The sequence below is a fragment of the Streptomyces sp. R44 genome, assembly GCF_041053105.1.
Classification (GTDB): domain Bacteria; phylum Actinomycetota; class Actinomycetes; order Streptomycetales; family Streptomycetaceae; genus Streptomyces.
In genome coordinates this window covers 5,879,725-5,901,372 of record NZ_CP163444.1, presented here as the reverse complement: position 1 = coordinate 5,901,372, position 21,648 = coordinate 5,879,725, and the positions used below count along the sequence as shown (strand labels likewise).

17 protein-coding genes are annotated in these 21,648 nt (G+C 73.0%); 10 read left to right on the top strand and 7 right to left on the bottom strand.

Annotation, left to right across the window (positions count from 1 at the left end):
* Positions 1-179 precede the first annotated feature (179 nt).
* Together AB5J54_RS27630 and glgB are read left to right on the top strand one after the other, a co-directional pair.
* Positions 180-1,520, top strand: a complete 1,341-nt coding sequence (locus tag AB5J54_RS27630) for a maltokinase (protein ID WP_369146601.1) — start codon at positions 180-182, stop codon at positions 1,518-1,520.
* Positions 1,521-1,844: 324 nt separating this feature from the next.
* Complete coding sequence (gene glgB / locus AB5J54_RS27625; RefSeq protein ID WP_369146600.1) at positions 1,845-4,079, top strand: 1,4-alpha-glucan branching enzyme; 2,235 nt, start codon at positions 1,845-1,847, stop codon at positions 4,077-4,079.
* Here glgB and AB5J54_RS27620 read toward each other — a convergent pair.
* The 4 genes from AB5J54_RS27620 to AB5J54_RS27605 form a co-directional block, all read right to left on the bottom strand.
* Complete coding sequence (locus AB5J54_RS27620; protein WP_369146599.1) at positions 4,066-6,312, bottom strand: UvrD-helicase domain-containing protein; 2,247 nt, start codon at positions 6,310-6,312, stop codon at positions 4,066-4,068. The two genes, glgB and AB5J54_RS27620, sit on opposite strands and share 14 nt — an antisense overlap.
* A gap of 391 nt (positions 6,313-6,703) precedes the next feature.
* Positions 6,704-7,042: a thioredoxin family protein gene (locus tag AB5J54_RS27615; RefSeq protein WP_369149470.1), complete on the bottom strand. Its 339-nt coding sequence runs from the start codon at positions 7,040-7,042 to the stop codon at positions 6,704-6,706.
* A gap of 5 nt (positions 7,043-7,047) precedes the next feature.
* Entirely contained in the window at positions 7,048-7,458 is a 411-nt protein-coding gene (locus AB5J54_RS27610; protein WP_369146598.1) for a MerR family transcriptional regulator, read from the bottom strand.
* A gap of 42 nt (positions 7,459-7,500) precedes the next feature.
* Positions 7,501-8,025: an Lrp/AsnC family transcriptional regulator gene (locus tag AB5J54_RS27605; RefSeq protein WP_369146597.1), complete on the bottom strand. Its 525-nt coding sequence runs from the start codon at positions 8,023-8,025 to the stop codon at positions 7,501-7,503.
* A gap of 76 nt (positions 8,026-8,101) precedes the next feature.
* Here AB5J54_RS27605 and AB5J54_RS27600 point away from each other — a divergent pair, with 76 nt between their 5' ends.
* Both AB5J54_RS27600 and AB5J54_RS27595 read left to right on the top strand, forming a co-directional pair.
* On the top strand, positions 8,102-8,998 hold the full coding sequence (locus AB5J54_RS27600) for an NAD-dependent epimerase/dehydratase family protein (RefSeq protein ID WP_369146596.1): 897 nt from the start codon (positions 8,102-8,104) through the stop codon (positions 8,996-8,998).
* Entirely contained in the window at positions 8,998-9,879 is an 882-nt protein-coding gene (locus tag AB5J54_RS27595) for an aldo/keto reductase (protein WP_369146595.1), read from the top strand. The genes AB5J54_RS27600 and AB5J54_RS27595 overlap by 1 nt, the downstream gene beginning before the upstream one ends.
* Positions 9,880-10,277: 398 nt before the next feature.
* On the opposite strand, the gene AB5J54_RS27590 is transcribed toward AB5J54_RS27595, so the two are convergent.
* The gene (locus tag AB5J54_RS27590) at positions 10,278-11,657 is read right to left on the bottom strand and encodes a cation:dicarboxylase symporter family transporter (RefSeq protein WP_369146594.1); all 1,380 of its coding nucleotides are present in this window, start codon (positions 11,655-11,657) and stop codon (positions 10,278-10,280) included.
* A gap of 168 nt (positions 11,658-11,825) precedes the next feature.
* Here AB5J54_RS27590 and AB5J54_RS27585 point away from each other — a divergent pair, with 168 nt between their 5' ends.
* The 4 genes from AB5J54_RS27585 to AB5J54_RS27570 all read left to right on the top strand — a co-directional run bounded on the left by AB5J54_RS27585 (position 11,826) and on the right by AB5J54_RS27570 (position 15,708).
* Positions 11,826-13,481 carry an ATP-binding protein gene (locus AB5J54_RS27585; RefSeq protein ID WP_369146593.1) on the top strand — a complete coding sequence of 552 codons (1,656 nt, stop codon included), beginning with the start codon at positions 11,826-11,828 and terminating at the stop codon, positions 13,479-13,481.
* Entirely contained in the window at positions 13,478-14,167 is a 690-nt protein-coding gene (locus AB5J54_RS27580; RefSeq protein ID WP_369146592.1) for a response regulator, read from the top strand. Before AB5J54_RS27585 ends, AB5J54_RS27580 begins: the two co-directional genes overlap by 4 nt.
* A gap of 101 nt (positions 14,168-14,268) precedes the next feature.
* Positions 14,269-14,940, top strand: a complete 672-nt coding sequence (locus AB5J54_RS27575; protein WP_369146591.1) for a helix-turn-helix domain-containing protein — start codon at positions 14,269-14,271, stop codon at positions 14,938-14,940.
* A gap of 27 nt (positions 14,941-14,967) precedes the next feature.
* A complete protein-coding gene (locus AB5J54_RS27570; protein ID WP_369146590.1) occupies positions 14,968-15,708 on the top strand; it encodes a tyrosine-protein phosphatase in 741 nt (246 codons plus the stop codon).
* Here the strand turns inward: AB5J54_RS27570 and AB5J54_RS27565 are convergent.
* Both AB5J54_RS27565 and AB5J54_RS27560 read right to left on the bottom strand, forming a co-directional pair.
* The gene (locus AB5J54_RS27565; protein WP_369146589.1) at positions 15,705-16,688 is read right to left on the bottom strand and encodes a helix-turn-helix domain-containing protein; all 984 of its coding nucleotides are present in this window, start codon (positions 16,686-16,688) and stop codon (positions 15,705-15,707) included. The two genes, AB5J54_RS27570 and AB5J54_RS27565, sit on opposite strands and share 4 nt — an antisense overlap.
* A gap of 288 nt (positions 16,689-16,976) precedes the next feature.
* Complete coding sequence (locus AB5J54_RS27560; protein WP_369146588.1) at positions 16,977-18,002, bottom strand: ATP-dependent 6-phosphofructokinase; 1,026 nt, start codon at positions 18,000-18,002, stop codon at positions 16,977-16,979.
* 305 nt (positions 18,003-18,307) lie between these two features.
* Between AB5J54_RS27560 and pta the strand changes: the two genes are divergently transcribed.
* Together pta and AB5J54_RS27550 are read left to right on the top strand one after the other, a co-directional pair.
* Positions 18,308-20,401, top strand: coding sequence for a phosphate acetyltransferase (gene pta / locus AB5J54_RS27555; protein ID WP_369146587.1), 2,094 nt, complete (start codon positions 18,308-18,310; stop codon positions 20,399-20,401).
* Positions 20,398-21,627: an acetate kinase gene (locus AB5J54_RS27550; protein ID WP_369146586.1), complete on the top strand. Its 1,230-nt coding sequence runs from the start codon at positions 20,398-20,400 to the stop codon at positions 21,625-21,627. The genes pta and AB5J54_RS27550 overlap by 4 nt, the downstream gene beginning before the upstream one ends.
* The last annotated feature ends 21 nt before the right edge of the window (positions 21,628-21,648 follow it).

Here is a 21,648-nt window from a genome sequence, read left to right as displayed (position 1 = left end):
CGACACACGATCCACGCCACGATTCAGGTCCATCCGGGCCTTCTTGCCGGGCCCATACGGATCTTCCCTTTCCGACACGTCCCGCACATCCGGACAGTCACAGCCGCCATCCGGGACACTCTGCGCATTTGAACGCATACGAAAGCCACTTGCGCGCCCCGGGGAAAGGACGCGATGCCATGCCGGAGACCGCATCCACCACCCGGGCCCCGGACGCCCTCCTTCCGTCCCTCGCCCCCCTGCTCCACGAATGGCTGCCACGGCAGCGCTGGTTCGCGGGCAAGGGTCGCCGGGTCACCGGATTCACGCTGGACGCGGCCACCGAGCTGCTGCCCCTGGACGGCGCGGGACCCGGCCTCCTCCATCTCCTCGTACGGGTCGAACAGCCGGGCCGCCCGGCCGGAACGCCCGCCGACTGCTACCAACTCCTCCTGGGCGTACGGACCCAGCTGCCGCCGCGGCTCGCGCCCGCCCTGATCGGACGGATCCGGCAGGGCCCGCTCGCCGGACGGGCGGTGTACGAGGGCCTGCGCGACCCGCGCCTCGCGGGGCTCCTGTACGAGCGGCTGCGCACCCCCGGGCGAACGGGACCGCTGCGCTTCCACGCCACGACGGCCCTGCCGCCGGCGCTGGCCCCCCGCATGCTGGACGCGGAGCAGTCCAACTCCTCCCTCGTCTTCGGAGATTCGTTCATCCTGAAGATCTTCCGGAGGGTCAGCCCCGGGGCGAACCCGGACCTGGAGCTGCCGCTCGCCCTGGCCGGGGCCGGCTGCGCCCGGGTTCCCGCCCCGGTCGCCTGGTTCGAATCGGGAGCCTCGACCCTGGGCGTCCTCCAGCCCTACCTGCGGGACTCGCGGGACGGCTGGCGGCTCGCGCTCGACGCGCTGGCGGACGGGCGGGAATTCACGACCGAGGCGCGCGCCCTCGGCCGGGCGACGGCCGAGGTGCACCTGGCGCTGGCCTCCGCCCTGCCGACCCGGCGGCTCGCCCGCGCGGAGACCGAGCAGCTGGCCGCCGCGATGGACCGGCGGCTGCACGCGGCGGCGCAGGCCGTCCCCGCGCTCCTGCCGCACGTGCCGGGCCTGCGGGCCGTCTTCGCCGCGGCCAGCGGCGGGGCGGCGGTGCAGCGCATCCACGGCGACCTGCACCTCGGGCAGACCCTGCGCGGCTCCGACGGCGGCTGGGCCGTCATCGACTTCGAGGGCGAGCCGGCGAAGCCGCTGGACGAACGGCGCAGCCCGCAGCCGACCGTCCGCGACGTCGCCGGGATGCTCCGCTCCTTCGACTACGCGGCCCGCACGCACCGGCCGTGGAACGCGGACTGGGCCTCCCGCTGCCGGGCGGCGTACTGCACGGGGTACGCGGAGGCGGCGGGGGTCGACCCGCGGGCCGATCCCGCGCTGCTGCGCGCCTACGAGACGGACAAGGCGGTCTACGAGGTCCTCTACGAGGCCCGCCACCGCCCGGACTGGCTCCCGGTCCCGATGTCCGCCATCGAACGCCTGGCGGCCCCTCTGTGACGCCGGCCCCCGGCCGTTGTGGGCAATCGTTCCGCTGGGGCGGAACGGGTGGGCACAACGGAACCGCGCCCCTGCCGGCGCCAGAGGCTCCCGAGCCTGAACCCGCACCCGCGTGCACCGCCACTGCCGGTGCGGGTCCGGGCGCGGAACGCGGAGGCGCCGCTGGGCGCGCCGTCCCGTGTGCCCACCCGTCCCGCCCTGCGGGACGCCTGCCCACACGACGCGGAACGATCGCCCACAACGGGGCCCGTTCGGCCGAGTTTCCCCGGGCCCCGCAACACCGTTGCGCATCCGTACCCCCCGTACCAAACAGGAGGCACCCCCGTGACCGCCCGATCCGCAGGCAAGACGGCCGGCAAGTCGCCCCGTAAGGCGCCCCCGCTCGACCACGGCGACCGGGCCCGGCTGCTCGCCGGGGAGCACCACGACCCGCACGGGCTGCTCGGCGCGCATCCGGTCAAGGGCGGGGTCGTGATCAGGGCGCTGCGCCCCTGGGCCAAGGAGGTCGCCGTCCTCACCAAGGGCAAGCGGCTCCCGATGGACGACGACGGCGACGGGCTGTTCTCGGTGTTCGTCCCGCTGCTGCGCAAGGTGCCCGCGTACGAGTTCCGGGTGCGGTACGACGGGGACGAGATGCCCGTCCACGACCCGTACCGCTTCCTCCCCTCCCTCGGGGAGCTGGACCTGCACCTCATCGGGGAGGGCCGGCACGAGGAGCTGTGGACGGCGCTCGGCTCGCACCCCATGACCCACGAGGGCGTCGCCGGCACCCGCTTCGCGGTGTGGGCGCCGAACGCGCGCGGCGTGCGGGTCACGGGTGAGTTCACGCACTGGGACGGCACGGCGCTGCCGATGCGTTCGCTGGGCTCCACGGGCGTGTGGGAGCTGTTCGTGCCGGGGCTCGGCGAGGGCGCCGTCTACAAGTACGACATCACGCGGCCCGACGGTTCGCACACGGTCCGGGCGGACCCGATGGCCCGCCGTACGGAGTGCCCGCCGAACACCGCGTCGATCGTCACCGCCTCGCACTACACCTGGGACGACGCGGAATGGATGGAGCGGCGCGGGTCCCGTCCGCCGCACGAGGCGCCGATCTCGGTCTACGAGGTGCATCTGCCGTCCTGGCGACCGGGGCTGACCTACCGGCAGCTGGCCGAGCAGCTGCCCGCGTACGTCCGTGATCTCGGGTTCACGCACGTGGAGTTGATGCCGGTCACCGAGCATCCCTTCGGCGGTTCCTGGGGCTACCAGGTCACCGGGTTCTACGCGCCGACGGCCCGCATGGGCACCCCGGACGACTTCCGGTTCCTCGTCGACGCGCTGCACCGGGCCGGGATCGGCGTGCTGATGGACTGGGTGCCCGCGCACTTCCCGAAGGACGACTGGGCGCTCGCGGAGTTCGACGGGCGGCCGCTGTACGAGCACGAGGACCCGCGCCGTTCGCACCACCCCGACTGGGGGACCCTGGAGTTCGACTACGGCCGCAAGGAGGTGCGGAACTTCCTGGTCGCGAACGCCGTGTACTGGTGCCAGGAGTTCCACATCGACGGGCTGCGGGTGGACGCGGTGGCGTCGATGCTCTACCTGGACTACTCGCGGGAGCACGGCGAGTGGCTGCCGAACGAGTTCGGGGGCCGGGAGAACCTGGACGCGGTCCGCTTCCTGCAGGAGATGAACGCCACCGTCTACCGCCGCTGCCCCGGCGTCGTCACCTTCGCCGAGGAGTCGACCGCCTGGGACGGGGTGACGCGGGCGACGGACCAGGTGGGTCCGGGCGGCTTCGGCGGTCTGGGCTTCGGCATGAAGTGGAACATGGGCTGGATGCACGACTCGCTGCAGTACGTGCAGAAGGAGCCGGTGCACCGCAAGTACCACCACCACGAGATGACGTTCTCGATGGTGTACGCGTACAGCGAGAACTACATCCTGCCGATCTCGCACGACGAGGTGGTGCACGGCAAGCGCTCGCTCGTGTCGAAGATGCCGGGCGACTGGTGGCAGCAGCGGGCCAACCACCGCGCCTATCTGGGCTTCATGTGGGCGCACCCGGGCAAGCAGCTGCTCTACATGGGGCAGGAGTTCGCGCAGGGCGCGGAGTGGTCGGTGGACCACGGCCCGGACTGGTGGCTGCTCGATCCGGCGTACGGCGCGGAGGCGGACCACCGGGGGGTGCGGGATCTCGTCCGGGACCTGAACACCGTGTACGCGGGGACGCCCTCGCTCTGGGAGCGGGACACCGTTCCGGAGGGGTTCCAGTGGGTGGTGGGGGACGCGGCCGAGGACAACGTCTTCGCGTTCCTGCGGTTCGACGCCTTCGGTGCGCCGCTGCTCGCGGTCTGCAACTTCTCTCCGGTGGTGCGGCACGACTACCGGCTCGGGGTGCCGGACGCGTTCGCGGCCTGGGCGGAGGTCCTCAACACGGACGCGGCCCGGTACGGCGGCTCGGACGTGGTCGGCACCGACCCGGTGAAGACCGAGTCGGTGCCGTGGCACGGCCGTGAGGCGAGCGTGCGGATGACCCTGCCGCCGCTCGCGACGGTCTGGCTCAGGCCCGCGTGACGGCCGGCCTGATGACGCCCAGCCGCTGAGTGGCCCGGGTGAGCGCCACGTACAGGTCGTTGATGCCGTGCGTGGCGCCCTCCCGGATGCCGTCGGGGTCGACGACGAGGACCGTGTCGAATTCGAGGCCCTTCGCCTGCCGGGGGTCGAGGAGGACGACCGGGCGGGTGAGGTCGGGCTTCGGGCCGTACGAGGCCTCGGGGAGCGCCGCGATCAGGCCGGGGTGGAGCGCGGTGGGGGCGATGACGGCGATCCGGCCCTCCTCGCGGAGTTCGGCGGCGACCGCGTCGGCGGCCTCCTTGACCGGGTCGTCGACGGTCCGGTCCCAGGGTTCGACGCCGGTGGAGCGCACCGAGCGGGGCGGTTCGAAGCCGGGTTCGGCGGCCCGCCGGGTGTCGGCGGCGACGGCCATGATCTCGGCGGGCGTGCGGTAGTTGACGCCGAGGCGGACGTGGTCCCAGCGGTCCTCGACGTACGGGCCGAGGATGTTCTTCCAGGCGCCGACGCCGGCCGGGTCGCCGGTCTGGGCGGGGTCGCCGACCAGGGTCATGGAGCGGCTGGGGCTGCGGCGCATGAGGAGCCGCCAGGCCATCGCGGAGAGCTCCTGGGCCTCGTCGACGATGATGTGGCCGAAGGCCCAGGTGCGGTCGGCGGCGGCCCGCTCGGCGGCGGTGCGGTGGTCGGCCTCCTGGTGGCGTTCGGCGAAGCGCTCGGCGTCGATGATGTCGTGCGCGGAGAGGACCTCGGAGGCGTCCTTGTCGAGTTCCTCCTTGTCCTCGAACTCGTAGGTGCGGGAGGCGAAGGAGACGTCGAGGACGCCCTGCGCGTACTGGATCTGCTTCTGGCGTTCGGCCTCCTCGGCGGCGCGGAGCGCGGAGTCGTCCTCGCCGAGGAGTTCGGCGGCCTCGTCGAGCAGCGGTACGTCGGCGGGGGTCCAGGGTCCGCCGTCACGGCGGATCGCGGCGGTGTCGTCGTCCGTGAGGTGGGTGGGGTCGGCGAGGTAGTCCGCGAGGAAGGCCTGCGGGGTGAGGGGCGGCCAGAGGGTGTCGATCGCGGTGTGGACCTCGGGGTTGGCGGCGATGCCCTTGGCGAGCAGGGCGATGTCGTCGGGGCCGAGGAAGTTGGGGCCGCCGTAGGGGTCGGCGCCGATGCGGTCGGCGAGCTGCTCGGCGAGGGCGTCGAGGATCCGGAAGACGAAGTAGGGGCGGGCCAGGTTGTGCGGGAGGAAGGTCTCGCGGGCCTTGTGGCGGGCTTCGAGGGCCATGTCCCAGTCGATGACCAGGTCGCCGTCCTCGTGCGGGACGATCAGCGGCTCGCCGCGCTCGGGGACCTGCTGCCGGTCCCGTACGGCCGCGGCGAGGGCGTCGGCCATGGCGGCGGCGCCCTTCACGGCGGCGGCGCGCGGGGTGTCGGTGCCGGTGGCGCGGACGCCGGGGAAGAGTTCGGCGGGGGTGGCGAGGAGGACGCCGGTCTCGCCGAGGGAGGGCAGGACGTTCCCGATGTAGCCCAGGAAGGCGGGGTTGGGGCCGACGATGAGGACGGCCCGCTTGGCGAGCTGCTCGCGGTGCGCGTACAGGAGGTAGGCGGCCCGGTGCAGGGCGACGGCGGTCTTGCCGGTGCCGGGGCCGCCCTCGACGACGAGGACCCCGCGGTGCGGGGAGCGGATGATGGCGTCCTGCTCGGCCTGGATGGTCTGCACGATGTCGTGCATGCGGCCGGTGCGGGCGGCGTCGAGTGCGGCGAGCAGCACCTCGTCGGCGTTCCGGCTCTCGTGGCCGGTGCGGGTGGCGTCGGCGAGGTCGAGGACCTCGTCGTGGAGGGAGACGACCTCGCGGCCCCGGGTGGTGATGTGGCGGCGGCGGGAGAGGCCCATGGGCTCGTAGCCGGTGGCGAGGTAGAAGGGGCGGGCGATCTCGGCGCGCCAGTCGACGACGAGCGGGGTGCGGTTCGGGTCGTCCTCGCGGATGCCGAGCCGGCCGATGTGGTGGTCGCGGCCGTCCTTGAAGACGAGCCGGCCGAAGCAGAGGCCGCTCTCCCCGGCGTTGAGCGCGGCGAGCAGCCCCGACTGCTCGGCGACCATCACGTCCCGTTCGAGGCGGCCCTGGTTGCTGCCGACCCCGGGGGTGCGGAGCGCCTGCTCGACGGCGGCTTCTGCCTGGTCCCTGAGGTCGTCGAGTCGTGCGTAGAGATCGGTGATGAATTGCTGCTCATTCCGAAATTCCTCGGTTGACAATTCGACTCCCGGCGCGATACAGTGCGTTTATTGAACTTCTCCGCGTCTTCGCTGCGCCTGGACACGGAATCCATTAATATACGCGAGGCAATACCCCGACTGTCAATTCTAGTCGGGGTATTTCTGTATGCCTCGGCGGAGCCGGCCGCCCGTCGGACCCGGGGCACTCGCGCCGGGCGGTGGTCCCCTAGGGCCTGTCTGACAATTCGCGCCGGATCAGGCCGGGGCGTCCGGTGCGTGCGATCGGCGTGCGGCCGGGGCGCCCTCGGATGGGGTCTCCCCTGCTCGAGCGAAGCCGAGAGCTTGGGGAAGGAGCTACTTGGGCGTTTCGGCCGTGCGGCGAGCGTGCGTGCCGGACGGGCCGGACCCGGCGGGAATTGTCAGACAGGCCCTAGGGCAGCACGTCCTCCAGATCGGCCAGGAGGCGGCGCTTCGGGCGGGCGCCGACGATCGACTTCACCGGCTCGCCTCCCCGGAAGACCACGAGCGTCGGGGTCGCCAGGACCCCGTACGCCATGGTCGTCTCCGGGTTGCGGTCCACGTCGATCTCCACGATCCGCAGCCGCCCCGCCTCCTCCGCGGCGATCGCGCCGAGCACCGGCTTCAGCTGCCGGCACGGCCCGCACCACTCCGCGGTGAACTTCACCAGGACCGGCAGCCCGGCGCCCAGCACCTCCGTGCCGAAGTCCTCGTCCGTGACCTCGGCCACGCCCTCCGCGTACGTCGTCATCTCCGTCACCCCTCCGTCTCCGTGACCGCTTCGAGTTCGCACCGGGGCTCCGGGCCGTGCGGCAGTTCCGCCTCGGCCCGGAGGAGCTGGGCGCCCACCTGGGCGCGTACGGCCTGCAACTGGGCGATGAGCCCGTCCAGCTCGGCGACCTTCCGCCGGTAGACGGCGATCGACGCGGGACAGGAGTCCCCCGCCGGATGCCCCGCGCGCAGGCAGTCGACGAACGGCCGCGTCTCCTCTAGCTCGAACCCGAAGTCCTGCAGGGTCCTGATCTGCTGGAGCAGCCTCAGGTCGTCCTCGTCGTACGTGCGGTACCCCTGCTCCGTACGCCGGGCGGTCAGCAGACCGCGGGACTCGTAGTACCGCAGGGTCCGCGTGGTCGTCCCGGCCCGCTCGGCCAGCTCTCCGATGCGCATGTCCCCGACGGTAGGCCTTGACGCCGACGTCAGGGCAAGGAGTCAGCGGGCGGCCTGCGGCAGGAGCGGCTTCCGGACCACCGGGGAGGACAGCACGATCGAGGTCGTGGTCCGGCCGAGGGCCGAGGTCTGCTCCAGGACCTCCTCCAGGTGGATGGTGTCCGTGACGGCGACCTTCAGGATCCAGCAGTCCTCGCCGACCACGTGGTGCACCTCCAGGACCTCGGGGCGCGCGGTCAGCTCCAGGGTGCGGGGGTGCTTCAGGTTGTAGCCGCCGTGCGGGTTCACGCGGATGAAGGCCTGGATGCCGTAGCCGAGCACGGCCGGCGCGACGTGCGCGCCGTAGCCGGTGACCGCCCCGCTCGCCTCCAGGCGCCGGACGCGCTCGGTGACGGCCGCGGGGCTGAGCCGGACGCGGCGGCCGAGCTCGCTCAGTCTGATGCGGCCGTCGGTCTGGAGGAGGTCCAGGATCTGCCGGTCGATGGGGTCGAAAGCGGCCGCCGAGGTTTCGGCGGTGGCGGCGCGCGAATGCCGTGGTTCCTTCGGCGGGACGGCCTGCACTCCCATGTTTCCCCCTTCAACCGGCGAGCGCACAACGTAACACTTGTCCTCGAAAGCAAGGGAGTTGGGGGAGTTGAGTTCCATGGACATTCTGGTCATCGGCGGGAACCGCTATTTCGGAAAGCGGCTCATCGCGCTGCTCCGGGAATCCGGGCACCGCATCACGGTGCTCAACCGGGGTTCTTCCGCCGCGCCGGAGGGAATCGAGCAGCTGGTCGCCGACCGCGACGACGAGAACGCGCTCGCATCCGTTCTCGCGGGCCGCTCCTTCGACGTCGTCGTGGACCAGGTCTGCTACACCCCGCGCCAGGCGGAGATCGCCCGGCGGGTGTTCGCGACGCGCACCGCCCGCTATGTGATGACGTCGACGGTCGAGGTGTACGAGTACGAGGACTCCACCGTGCCGGTCGCCGAGTCCGCGCTCGACCTGGCCACGGTGACCGTCGACACGGCCCTGCCCTGGGAGGACTCCGAGTTCCTCGGCGCGCACTACGGCGAGGGCAAGCGGCAGGCCGAGGCGGTCTTCGCGGCGGGCACGCCCTTCGCCTGGGCCTCGGTGCGGGTGGCGCACGTCCTGGGCGGCGCGGACGACTTCACGGGCCGCCTGGAGCACTACGCGCGGCGGATCCGTACGGGCGAGCCGATCGCCGTGCCCGTGGTGAACCACCCGGCGACCTACATCTACGTGGAGGAGATCGCCGCGTTCCTCGCCTGGGCGGTCGGGGCGGACTTCACCGGACCGGTGAACGCGCACTCCCACGGTCCGCTCACGACGGCCGGCATCTGCGCCGAGATCGAGAGACTGGTGGGCGGCCGGACGGTGTTCCAGGGGGTCGAGGTCGGCGAGGTCTCGCCGTTCTCCTTCGCCCGCTCGTACGGAATGGACAACTCCCGGGCGATTTCCCTGGGTTATGCGTTCCGCGATTCCGGTGAATGGCTGGCGAAGGCGGTCGCGGAGACGATCGGAGCGGAGAACTGATGCGGTACCGGATGCTGGGGGACGTACGGGTCGGGGCGATCGGGTTCGGCACGATGCCGCTCTCCATCGAGGGCCGGCCGGACGAGACGCGGGCGGTCGCCACGGTGCACGCGGCGCTGGACGCCGGGGTGACGCTGCTCGACACCGCCGACTCCTACCACCCGCCGGGCGGCACACCGGGCGAGGGCGAACTCCTCGTGACCCGGGCCCTCGCCTCGTACGGCGGCGACACGTCGGGCGTGCTCGTGGCGACCAAGGGCGGCCGGGGCCGTACGGCCGACGGCGACTGGAGCGTGGACGGCCGGCCCGAGCACCTGCGGCGGGCGGCGGAGGGCTCGGCGCGGCGGCTCGGCGGCGACGCGATCGGCCTGTACCAGCTGCACAAGCCGGACCCGGGGGTGCCGTACGCGGAATCGCTGGGAGCGGTACGGGAGTTGCTGGACGCGGGCACGATCCGCCTGGCGGGCATCTCGAACGTCGACGCCCCGCAGATCCTGCTGGCCCGCGACATCCTGGGCGACCGGCTGGTCTCCGTACAGAACCGGTACTCCCCGGCGGTGCGGGACAGCGAGGCGGAGCTGCGGCTCTGCGCGGAGCTCGGGCTCGCCTTCCTGCCGTGGAGCCCGCTGGGCGGGATCTCGCGCAGCTCCCTGGACGGGGCGTCGGCCCTGGAGGAGGACCCGCAGTTCGGCGCCTTCCACCGGGTGGCGCGGGTGCGGGGGGTCAGCCCGCAGCAGGTCGCCCTCGCCTGGCTGCTCTCCCGCTCGCCGACGGTCCTGCCGATCCCGGGCGCGAGCCGGCCGGAGACGGTGCGGGACTCGGCGGGAGCGGGGGCGCTGGCGCTCTCGCCGGAGGAGCTGGCGGAACTGTCGGGCGTCTGACGAGGCGGAAGGGCGGCCCCCTCGATGGGGGCCGCCCTCCTCTCCGAGGCCCGGATCCGGCTCAAGACCCGGGACCCGGGGTCTGTTGTGGGCCCACGTGCCCCCCGTTGTGGGCAGGCGTTCCGCCGGGGCGGTGCCCACCCCCGTTGTGGGCAGGCGTTCCGCAAGGGGCGGAACGGGTGGGCACAGCGGACGGCGCCCTTGCCGGGCCAAGGCTTGCCGCGCCTTGACCCGCACCCTGGTGACGGCGCACTCGTGGTGCGGGTCAGGGCGCGGAACGCGGAGGCGCCACTGAGCGCGCCGTCCCGTGTGCCCACCCGTCCCGCCCCAGCGGGACGATTGCCCACACGGCGCGTGGGCGACGTCCACCCGGACGCGGGCCCACACGGGGGGCGAGGTCAGACGCCCGCTCGGGCCTTCTCCTCGCCCTCCTCCGTACGCTGGTCCGGCAGCGCCGCCGCATGGTCGTCCACCAGCGTCTTCTCGTCGAACGGGACCCGCCCCGCCAGCACCTCCGCCGCCCGCGCCTTGTCGATCTCCTTGGTCCACGTGCCGACGAGCACCGTCGCCACCGCGTTCCCCGCGAAGTTCGTGAGGGCGCGCGCCTCGCTCATGAAGCGGTCGATGCCGACGATCAGGCCCACCCCGTCGACCAGCTCGGGCCGGTGCGACTGGAGGCCGCCCGCGAGGGTGGCGAGGCCCGCGCCGGTGACCCCCGCCGCGCCCTTCGAGGCGATGATCATGAAGACGAGGAGCGAGATCTGCTCACCGATCGAGAGCGGGTTCCCCATCGCCTCGGCGGTGAACAGCGAGGCCATCGTCAGGTAGATCGCGGTGCCGTCGAGGTTGAAGGAGTACCCGGTCGGCACGGTGATGCCGACGACCGGCTTGCTGACCCCCAGGTGCTCCATCTTCGCGATCAGCCGGGGCAGCGCGGACTCCGAGGAGGACGTCGAGAGGATCAGCAGGAACTCGCGGCCGAGGTACTTCAGGAGCGACCAGATGTTGATGCCCGCGATCAGCCGGAGCAGCGCGCCGAGGACCACGAACACGAAGAGCCCGCAGGTCACGTAGAAGCCGATCATGATGACGGCCAGCGACTTCAGGGCCGCGGCCCCGGTCGCGCCCACGACCGCCGCGATCGCGCCGAACGCGCCGACCGGAGCGGCCCACATGATCATGCCGAGGATGCGGAAGACGAGCTTCTGGATGTGCCCGATCCCTCGGAGGACCGGCTCTCCGGCCTTGCCCATCGCCTGGAGCGCGAAGCCGGCGAGGAGGGCGACGAGGAGCGTCTGGAGGACCTCGCCCTCCGTGAAGGCCGAGACGAGGGTCTTCGGGATGATCCCCAGCAGGAAGTCCGGGGTCGACTCGCTCGCGCCCTCGGCCTGCTGCGCGCCCGCCTCGGCGATCTCCTTGGTGAGGTGGAGCCCGGAGCCGGGCTCCAGGAGGTTGCCGACGAGCAGACCGATCGCGAGTGCGACGGTCGACATCACGAGGAAGTAGCCGAGGGCGAGGCCGCCGACGGCGCCGACCTTCGCGGCCTTCCGTACCGATCCGACGCCGAGCACGATCGTGCAGAAGATGATCGGCGAGATCATCATCTTGATCAGGTTGACGAACCCGGTGCCGAGCGGCTTGAGCTCCACGGCGACGCCCGGCGCCAGGAACCCGACCGTGATGCCGAGCAGTACGGCGCCGATGACGGCCAGATACAGATAGTGGGTGCGGTCCCGGCGTGCGGCCACGGGGTCCTCCTCGTGCTGATGGGTGTCCACGTCCCGGTGGACCTCCGCGACTATCCATCAGCCTGTGACCCGGGTCACGGTTGCGTACGTTTCGTTCACGGCCGAAACGACGGCCCCGACGACGGACCCCGGCGGGCAAGGGCACGATTCGGGAACGAGGTGCCGCCCGCGCACGTTCCCACGTGCACACTTACCCGCATGCGTTTCCCCCTCCCCCGCCCCCGCAGCCTCGCCGGCCAGCTCTTCGCGATGCAGGTCGTCCTCGTGGCCGTCGTCGTGGCGGGGTGCGCGGTGTTCGCGTACCTCACGGACCGGGAGCAGGCCGAGGAGACCGCGCGGCGCCAGGCCACGGCGACCGCCGCCGCCGTCGCCGACTCCCCGTCCGTCGTCGCCGCCGCCCGCTCCGCCGACCCGACGGCCGCCCTCCAGCCGTACGCCGAGTCGCTGCGGCGCCACGCCGGCGTCGCCTTCGTGGTGATCATGGCCCCGGACGGCACCCGCTGGACGCACCCGGAGCCGGCGCAGATCGGCCGCACGTACCTCGGTCACATAGCGGAGGCCCGGCAGGGCCGGTTCTACTCGGAGACGCACCTGGGCGTCCTCGGCCCCTCCGTGCGGACGGTGGCGCCCGTCTTCGACGGCGGCCGGGTCGTCGCCCTGGTCAGCGCGGGCATCACGATCGACAAGATCAGCGAGCAGGTACGGGAGCAGGTGACCGCCCTGCTCGGGATGGCGGGCGCGGCGCTCGCGCTCGGCGGCGCGGGCACGTACGTCGTGAACGCGCGCCTCCGCCGCCACACGCACGGCATGAACGCCACCGAGCTGAGCCGGATGCACGACTACCACGAGGCCGCGCTGCACGCCGTGCGGGAAGGGCTCGTGATGCTCGACGGACGGCGGCGGATCGCCCTCATCAACGACGGCGCCCGGGAGCTCCTCGCCCTGGACGAGGGCGTCGTCGGCCGGCCGGCCGCGGAGCTCGGCCTGCCCGCCTCCCTGACCGGCGCGCTGCTCTCCTCGGAGCCGCGCGTCGACGAGACCCATCTGACGGCCGACCGGGTCCTCGTGGTCAGCACCCGCCCGGTCGTGGGCGGGGAGCGGCGCGGCACCGTCGTCACGCTCCGGGACCGCACCGAACTCCAGGCGCTCGCCGGCGAGCTGGACTCCGAGCGTGGCTTCACGGAGGCGCTCCGCTCGCAGGCCCACGAGGCGGCGAACCGGCTGCACACGGTCGTCTCGCTCATCGAACTGGGCCGGGTGGCCGAGGCGGTGGAGTTCGCGACGGCGGAGCTGGAGCTCGCCCAGGCGCTCACCGACCGGGTCGTCGACGCCGTCGGCGAACCCGTCCTGGCGGCGCTGCTGCTCGGCAAGGCGGCGCAGGCCAACGAGCGGGGCGTGGAGCTGGTCCTCACCGAGGACAGCCGCATCGACGACGGCCGGGTGCCGGCGGCGCTGCCCTCGCGGGACCTGGTGACGATCCTCGGCAACCTCATCGACAACGCGGTGGAGGCGGCCGGCGGGACCCCGCACGCGCGCGTGACGGTCACCGTCGCGGCCCGCGCGGGCGACGGGGAGCTGCTGCTCCGGGTCGGCGACAGCGGCCCGGGCGTCCGCCCCGCCGACCGGGAGGCGGTCCTCGGGCGCGGCTGGTCCACCCGTGGCCCCGGCCGCGGCCTCGGCCTCGCCCTGGTGGGCCAGGCGGTCACCCGCGCCAGGGGCACCCTGGACGTCGCGGACGCGGCGGAGGGCGGCGCCCAGTTCACCGTACGGCTGCCGCTGCCGGAGCCGGTGCCGCCGGCCCCGGACGGCGGGGGCCCCGGTGCCACCGGAGCGGAAGAGGAGGTGAGCGCGTGAGTACGGCTCCGCTGCGTGTCCTGGTCGTCGAGGACGATCCCGTCGCGGCCGACGCGCACGCGCTCTACGCCGGGCGCGTCGAGGGCTTCCAGGTCGTCGGGGTCGCGCACTCGCGGGCCGCCGCCGTGCGGATCCTCGACCGGACACCGGTCGACCTGATCCTGCTCGACCTCTATCTGCCCGACGGCCACGGCCTCCAGCTCCTCCGCGCCCTGCGGGCCGCCGGGCACTCCGCCGACGTCATCGCCGTGACCTCCGCACGCGACCTGGCGATCGTCCGCGAGGGCGTGTCCCTCGGAGTGGTCCAGTACGTCCTGAAGCCCTTCGCCTTCGCGACGCTCCGGGACCGGCTCGTCCGGTACGCCGAGTTCCGGGCGGCCGCCGGGGAGGCCTCCGGGCAGGACGAGGTGGACCGGGCGCTCGCCACGCTCCGGGCCCCGCACCCCGCGACGCTCCCCAAGGGGCTGAGCGCCCCGACGCTCGAAGCGGTCACCCGTACCCTCCGCGCGACCCCCGCGGGGCTCACGGCCGCCGAGGCCGGCACGGCCGTCGGGATCTCCCGGATCACCGCGCGCCGCTATCTGGAACACCTGGTCACCGAGGGCCGCGCCGTGCGCGCCCCGCAGTACGGTCAGATCGGGCGGCCCGAGCTCCAGTACCGCTGGCTCGACGGCCGGGCGCGCTGAGCGACCCCGCGGTTACCCACCGGTTCCCATGTTCCTACGACGACGCACGTTGGGGGAACGCACCGTAGCCAGCCCTCACTGTTGGTACCTACCGTGACCGGGTGCACCCACCCTCCCCTCCCTTCGACGCCCGTGCCGCACGCCGTCTCCGCGAGGCCCTCGGCATGACTCCCGGTCATGTCGCCTACGGCCTGCGGGCGCAGTACGGCCTCTTCGTCGACCCCGAGACCGTGGCCGCCTGGGAGCGCGGCCTCGCGGTCCCGGGCGAGCAGGAGCTCACCGCCCTCGCGGGCGTCCTGTGGTGCTCCCCCGCGGAACTGATCGCCGCGCCCACCAGCCTGCGCGAGCACCGGGTGGCGCGCGGTCTCTCCGTCGAGGAGCTGGCCCGGCGGACGGGTGTGTCGCCCACCGCGTTCCAGCGGATGGAGGACGAGGGCCGCTGGCGCGGCAACGAACGCCAGATGCTCGCCCTCGCCGAGGCGCTCGGTCTCGGCCCGCGTGCCCTGATCACCGCGACCGGCGGCGACGAGCCCCTCGCCGAGCTGCTGCGCGACGCGGCGACGACCCGCTGGCAGGCGTATGTGAAGCCGGCGGTGAAGCTGGTGCCGCTGCCCAGGCGGATCGTGGAGGACGCGCTCCGGGAGCTCCACACCGAGTACCACGCGCGGATGGCCGCGACCAGCAGTTGGGGCGCCTCCGGGGCGACCGGCGACGAGGGGCGCGCCTATCTGGACGGGATCAACGGCCACTTCTGGGCGGCGGTCGGTCCGTAACCGGTGAAGCCCCCGTACATTGGCGCCGTGAGACGACACATATCCTTCGACCGACTCCACAACTTCCGCGATCTGGGCGGCTATCGGACCGCCGGCGGCGGGACCGTGCGGTGGGAGACCCTCTACCGCTCCGACTCCCTCGGCAAGCTCGCGGACGCCGGCCCGGCCGACCTGGAGCGCTTCCGCGCGCTGGGCGTGGCCACGGTGATCGACCTGCGCTACCCGTGGGAGATCGCCGGCAAGGGCCGCCTTCCGGAGGCCGAGGAGGTCTCCTGGCACAACCTCTCCATCGAGCACCGCCCCTACGACCAGGAGGCGATCGACCCCGCCCTCGACCCGTGGCGCTACCTCGCCGACCGCTTCGCCGAGGTCGCCGAGGACGGGGCCGCGGAGCTCCGCGCGGCCCTGGAGCTGATCGCCGCCGCCGAGGAGCCGCTCGTCTTCCACTGCGCGTCCGGGAAGGACCGTACGGGTCTGCTCGCGGCCGTCGTCCTCGGCCTCCTGGAGGTCTCCGACGAGGAGATCCTCGCGGACTTCGCGCTGACCGAACTGGCCACGGAGCGTCTGGTCGACGACTGGAAGGCCACGCACCCGGGCCGGGAACCGCGCTGGCCGGGCTACGGCCGGGCACCCGCCGACATCATCCGGCTGTTCCTCGCGGACCTGCGCGAGCGGTACGGCTCGGTGTACGGGTACGTGACCGGGCACGTCGGTCTCGACCCGGCGGTGGTGACGGCGCTCCGGGCACGTCTGGTGGAGATCGACTAGTCCCGGTCGAAGTCGAAGAGCTGGCCCGCCGCGTCCGGTGCGCACGGCGCCTGGGCGAGCCGGGACCAGGCCGCCGAGTGGTCGCCGACGACGGTGACGCAGCTGCCGGGGGTCGCCGAGTCCACCGGGACGATCCGGTAGCCCTCGACGGGGGTGCCGTACGCCTCCAGGGTGAAGGACTCGACGCGGGTCGGGTCGCCGCACTCGGAGTCCTCGTACGCGGCGCCGGGTATCCGGCCGCCGGAGGGTATGCCGGAGCAGCCGGGGCCGAAGTCGGGGTGGTGCGAGACGATCCTCCACCGGCCGCCGCCCAGCTCCGCGAGCGAGTAGCCCGGGACGCCCGCGGCGGCGCACGGCAGCTGGTGGATCTGGCCGGTCCGGGTGCCGCGCCGCTCGCCGAGGCAGAAGTCGGTGCCGGTCACCCGGATGCGGACGTCCCCGGCGGCGGGGGCGGTGGGGGTGCGGGGCGGGTGCCCGGCGTGACCGTCCTTCAGGAAGGCGACGACGCTGACTCCGGCGAGCGCGAGCCCGGCGAGCGCGACGGCCGCGACGAGTCCGCGCCGTATCCGGGACCGGGGCCCGGGCCGTGGCTCGCCGGGTCGTGCGGCCTCGGGGGCGACGGGCCAGGTGGGCGGTGCTCCGGGATCCTCGGCGGCGGCCGGGCCCGTGGCCGCCGGGCCCGCCTCGTACACCCCCCTTGCCGCGAGCTGGTTCCGTACCGTCCGCCAGTCCTCCGCCTCGCCCGGTGCGAGCCCGCACGCGCGGGCGAAGGCGGCGAGGAGCTCCTCGCGGGGCAGGGTCGGGCGGGACAGCATGTTCGCCACGGTGGAGCGGGGCAGGACGTCGCCGCTCGCCTCCGCCCGCGCCGACAGCTCGCGGTAGGTCAGGCCCGACCAGTCCTTGAGGGCCTGGAGGCGCCCGAGGAACTCGGCGGGGCTCCGTGCCTCCCGTGGATCAGGAGCGTGCTCCCCCGGCGTCATCCGCGTCTCCCCCCTCGGCCGGACAGGGTTGGGACGTGTCCGGGACAGGCCCCAAGCCTTGTTGATCGCGCGCCGGGGCTCAAGAGTGGAATCCGGCATTTCCCCGGGGGTGATGCCGGGCACGGCGGAGTGGCCCCGACCGTCCACGGGGGGAGGTCGGGGCCACTCGGGTCGTGCGGGGGTCCCGGAGCGGATCCGGGAGGGATCGGGGCGGAGGGGCCGGAGGAGGGGCCGGAGGACCGGGCCGTTCGGGCCGGGTCCACGTCGTTCCGGGCCCTCCGGAACCCTCTAGAACACCGACTCCGCCTCGCGCATGCGGTCCTCCGGGACCGTCTTCAGCTGGGTCACGGCCTCCGCCAGCGGCACCATCTCGACGTTCGTGCCGCGCAGCGCCGTCATCCGGCCGAAGTCACCGCGGTGCACGGCCTCCACCGCGTGCCAGCCGAAGCGGGTGGCGAGCACCCGGTCGTACGCGGTCGGTGTGCCGCCGCGCTGGACGTGGCCGAGGATGACGGGGCGGGCCTCCTTGCCGAGGCGGCGCTCCAGTTCGTACGCGAGGGCCGTGCCGATGCCCTGGAAGCGCTCGTGGCCGAACTGGTCGATCTCGCCCTTGTCGTAGTCCATCGTGCCGGCGGCGGGGTGGGCGCCCTCGGCGACACAGATGACGGCGAACTTCTTGCCGCGGGAGAAGCGCTCCTCGACCATCTTGACCAGGTCGGCCGGGTCGAAGGGCCGCTCGGGGAGGCAGATGCCGTGCGCGCCGCCGGCCATGCCGGACTCCAGGGCGATCCAGCCGGCGTGCCGGCCCATCACCTCGACGACCATCACACGCTGGTGGGACTCGGCGGTGGTCTTGAGGCGGTCCATGGCCTCGGTGGCGACGCCGACCGCGGTGTCGAAGCCGAAGGTGCGGTCGGTGGAGGAGATGTCGTTGTCGATGGTCTTGGGGACGCCGACGACCGGCACGCCGGCCTCGTGGAGCATCCGGGCGGCGGTGAGGGTGCCCTCGCCGCCGATCGGGACGAGCGCGTCGAAGCCGCTCTTCTCGATGAGCTCCTTGGCGTTGTCGCAGGCCGCGCGGAAGCGGTCGCGCTCCAGGCGGGAGGAGCCGAGGATGGTGCCGCCGCGGGCGAGGATGCCGCTGACGGCGTTGAGGTCGAGGGGGCGGTAGCGGCCGTCGAGGAGGCCCGCGTAGCCGTCCTCGAAGCCGATGACCTCGTCGCCGTAGTGGGTGACGGCCCGGTGCACGACCGACCGGATCACTGCGTTCAGGCCGGGGCAGTCGCCGCCTGCGGTGAGAACTCCGATGCGCATCGTGCTGTGTCTCCTGCTCGGTCGCGGTCCGTTGTGAGCCACCGCAATTCTCACACGGTCCGCCTGACGGGCGCGCTCGTCGCCCGTCCGCGCGTCCCTCCGGGCGGCCCCGGGGAGGCCTTTCGTCCCGGCTTCGGAGGCCCTTCGTCCGGCGGGCGACCTAACCAGTGGCGGGGGTATTGTCAAGGGGGTAATGCCGCCCTATCGGGGCTTTCTGAGCACTGTCGATTGACGCACGGGCCGCGCAAAGGTGCCGCGAGGGCACCGCTCGGCCCCTTCCGCAGGACTGGACAGGAGACGACGGCGTGACGCGCAGCGTGTACGTGACCGGGATCGACCGCGGAGACGGCCGCCAGGTCGTCGAGCTGGGAGTCATGGAGCTCCTCACCCGCCAGGTGGACCGGGTGGGAGTCTTCCGGCCACTCGTGCACCACCGTCCCGACCGGCTCTTCGACCTGCTGCGCGCCCGCTACCGGCTCACGCAGGACCCCTCGTCGGTGTACGGCATGGACTACCACGAGGCCTCCGCGCTCCAGGCCGAGCGGGGCACCGACGAGCTGGTGTCCCGGCTCGTCGACCGCTTCCACGCCGTCGCCCGCGACTACGAGGTCGTCCTCGTCCTCGGCACCGACTTCGCCGACACCCAGCTCCCCGACGAGCTCGCGCTCAACGCGCGCCTCGCCAACGAGTTCGGTGCCTCCGTCATCCCCGTGGTCGGCGGCAAGGGCCAGCCCGCCGAGTCCGTACGGGCCGAGGCGCGCAACGCCTTCCGGGCGTACGACGGGCTCGGCTGCGACGTCCTCGCGATGGTCGTCAACCGGGTGGCCGGCGAGGACCGCGAGGCGATCGCCGAGCGGCTCGCGGCCCGGCTCCCCGTGCCCTGCTACGTCCTGCCCGACGAGCCGGCGCTCGCCGCGCCGACCGTCGCCCAGATCACCCACGCGCTCGGCGCCTCCGTCGTCCTCGGCGACGACGCGGGCCTCGCCCGGGACGCGCTGGACTTCGTCTTCGGCGGCGCGATGCTGCCGAACTTCCTGAAGGCGCTGACCCCGGGCTGTCTGGTCGTCACCCCCGGGGACCGGGCCGATCTGGTGGTCGGCGCGCTCGCCGCGCACTCGGCCGGCACCCCGCCGATCGCGGGCGTGCTCCTCACCCTGAACGAGCGGCCCAGCGAGGAGATCCTGACCCTGGCGGCCCGCCTCGCGCCCGGCACCCCGGTCATCTCCGTGCCCGGCAACAGCTTCCCGACCGCCGCCGAACTGTTCGCGCTCGAAGGCAAGCTGAACGCCGCCACCCCGCGCAAGGCGGAGACCGCCCTCGGTCTCTTCGAGCGGCACGTGGACACCGCCGACCTCCTCAAGCGGGTCTCGGTCGCGCGCAGCGGCCGGGTCACCCCGATGATGTTCGAGCACGAGCTGCTGGAACAGGCGCGGGCCGACCGGCGGCGCGTGGTGCTCCCCGAGGGCACCGAGGAGCGGGTGCTGCGCGCCGCCGACGTGCTGATCCGCCGTGACGTCTGCGACCTGACGCTGCTCGGCGACGTCGAGGTCATCCGCAAGAAGGCCGCCGACCTGAGCGTGAACCTGGGCGACACGCAGCTGATCGACCCGCAGACCTCGGAGCTGCGCGACGCCTTCGCCGAGCAGTACGCGGCGCTGCGGGCCCACAAGGGCGTCACCGTCGAGCTCGCGTACGACGTCGTCTCGGACGTGAACTACTTCGGCACCCTGATGGTCCAGGAGGGTCTGGCCGACGGGATGGTCTCGGGGTCCGTGCACTCCACGGCGGCGACCATCCGGCCGGCCTTCGAGATCATCAAGACGAAGCCGGACGCCTCGATCGTCTCCTCGGTGTTCTTCATGTGCCTCGCCGACAAGGTGCTCGTGTACGGCGACTGCGCGGTCAACCCGGACCCGGACGCCGAGCAGCTCGCGGACATCGCCGCCCAGTCGGCGGCCACCGCGGCCCGCTTCGGCGTGGAGCCGCGGATCGCGATGCTGTCGTACTCCACGGGCACCTCGGGCTCGGGCGTCGACGTCGACAAGGTGCGGGAGGCGACGAAGCTGGTCCGCGAGGCGCGTCCGGAGCTGCGGATCGAGGGCCCGATCCAGTACGACGCGGCCGTCGAGCCCTCCGTCGCGGCGACGAAGCTGCCGGGTTCGGAGGTGGCGGGCCAGGCGACCGTGCTGATCTTCCCGGACCTCAACACCGGCAACAACACCTACAAGGCCGTGCAGCGTTCGGCCGGCGCCGTGGCCGTCGGCCCGGTGCTCCAGGGTCTGCGCAAGCCCGTGAACGACCTCTCGCGCGGCGCGCTCGTCAGCGACATCGTCAACACGGTCGCCATCACGGCGATCCAGTCCCAGGTCCCCTCGCAGGGTCAGGAGCTTCCGGCATGACGACCCCCACCCGTGTACTGGTCCTCAACTCCGGCTCCTCGTCGGTGAAGTACCAGCTGCTCGACATGAAGGACGACCGCCGCCTGGCGCAGGGGCTCGTCGAGCGGATCGGCGAGGAGACCTCCCGGCTCGTGCACACCCCGCTCCAGGGCGGCGGTGCCGGGAAGCGCGAGAAGAACGGGCCGATCGCCGACCACGCGGCCGCGCTGAAGGCGGTCGCCGAGGAACTGGCGGCGGACGGTCTGGGCCTGGACTCCCCCGAGTTGGCGGCGATCGGCCACCGGGTGGTGCACGGCGGCCTCCGGTTCACCGAGCCGACGGTCATCGACGAGGAGGTGCTCGCGGAGATCGAGCGGCTGGTGCCGGTGGCGCCGCTGCACAACCCGGCGAACCTCATCGGCATCCGTACGGCCATGTCGCTGCGCCCCGACCTGCCGCAGGTGGCGGTCTTCGACACCGCCTTCCACACCACGATGCCGGAGTCTGCGGCGCGGTACGCGATCGACGTGGAGACCGCCGACGCGCACCGCATCCGCCGGTACGGCTTCCACGGCACCTCGCACGCGTACGTCTCGCGGGAGACGGCGCGGCTGCTCGGGAAGGAGCCGGAGGAGGTGAACGTGATCGTGCTGCACCTGGGCAACGGCGCCTCGGCCTCGGCGGTGCGGGGCGGCCGGTGCGTGGACACCTCGATGGGCCTGACGCCGCTGGAGGGCCTGGTCATGGGCACCCGCTCGGGCGACATCGATCCGGCGGTGACCTTCCACCTCAAGCGGGTGGCGGGGATGTCGGCGGACGAGATCGACGTGCTCCTGAACAAGAAGTCCGGTCTGGTGGGGCTCTGCGGCGACAACGACATGCGGGAGATCCGCCGGCGGATCGACGAGGGCGACGAGCGGGCGGCGCTCGCCTTCGACATCTACATCCACCGCCTGAAGAAGTACATCGGCGCGTACTACGCGGTGCTCGGCCGGGTGGACGCGGTGGCGTTCACGGCGGGGGTCGGCGAGAACGCGGCGCCGGTGCGGGAGGCTGCGATCGCGGGCCTGGAGGAGCTGGGGCTCGCGGTGGACGCGGACCTCAACGCGGTGCGTTCCGACGAGGCCCGGATCATCTCGCCGGTGTACGCGCGGGTGGCGGTCGCGGTGGTGCCGACGGACGAGGAGCTGGAGATCGCGCGGCAGAGTTACGCGCTCGTTCTGGACGAAGCGAGCTCGAACGAGTGAACGCCTGAGCGGGCCCGCGCC

Excerpts from the sequence above, each read along its gene's own strand:
- AB5J54_RS27630 (WP_369146601.1), top strand. The coding sequence starts at position 180 with ATGCCGGAGACCGCATCCACCACCCGGGCCCCGGACGCCCTCCTTCCG.
- AB5J54_RS27615 (WP_369149470.1), bottom strand. The coding sequence starts at position 7,042 with ATGACGACGTACGCGGAGGGCGTGGCCGAGGTCACGGACGAGGACTTC.
- AB5J54_RS27610 (WP_369146598.1), bottom strand. The coding sequence starts at position 7,458 with ATGCGCATCGGAGAGCTGGCCGAGCGGGCCGGGACGACCACGCGGACC.
- AB5J54_RS27605 (WP_369146597.1), bottom strand. The coding sequence starts at position 8,025 with ATGGGAGTGCAGGCCGTCCCGCCGAAGGAACCACGGCATTCGCGCGCC.
- AB5J54_RS27600 (WP_369146596.1), top strand. The coding sequence starts at position 8,102 with ATGGACATTCTGGTCATCGGCGGGAACCGCTATTTCGGAAAGCGGCTC.
- AB5J54_RS27595 (WP_369146595.1), top strand. The coding sequence starts at position 8,998 with ATGCGGTACCGGATGCTGGGGGACGTACGGGTCGGGGCGATCGGGTTC.
- AB5J54_RS27585 (WP_369146593.1), top strand. The coding sequence starts at position 11,826 with ATGCGTTTCCCCCTCCCCCGCCCCCGCAGCCTCGCCGGCCAGCTCTTC.
- AB5J54_RS27565 (WP_369146589.1), bottom strand. The coding sequence starts at position 16,688 with ATGACGCCGGGGGAGCACGCTCCTGATCCACGGGAGGCACGGAGCCCC.
- AB5J54_RS27560 (WP_369146588.1), bottom strand. The coding sequence starts at position 18,002 with ATGCGCATCGGAGTTCTCACCGCAGGCGGCGACTGCCCCGGCCTGAAC.
- AB5J54_RS27550 (WP_369146586.1), top strand. The coding sequence starts at position 20,398 with ATGACGACCCCCACCCGTGTACTGGTCCTCAACTCCGGCTCCTCGTCG.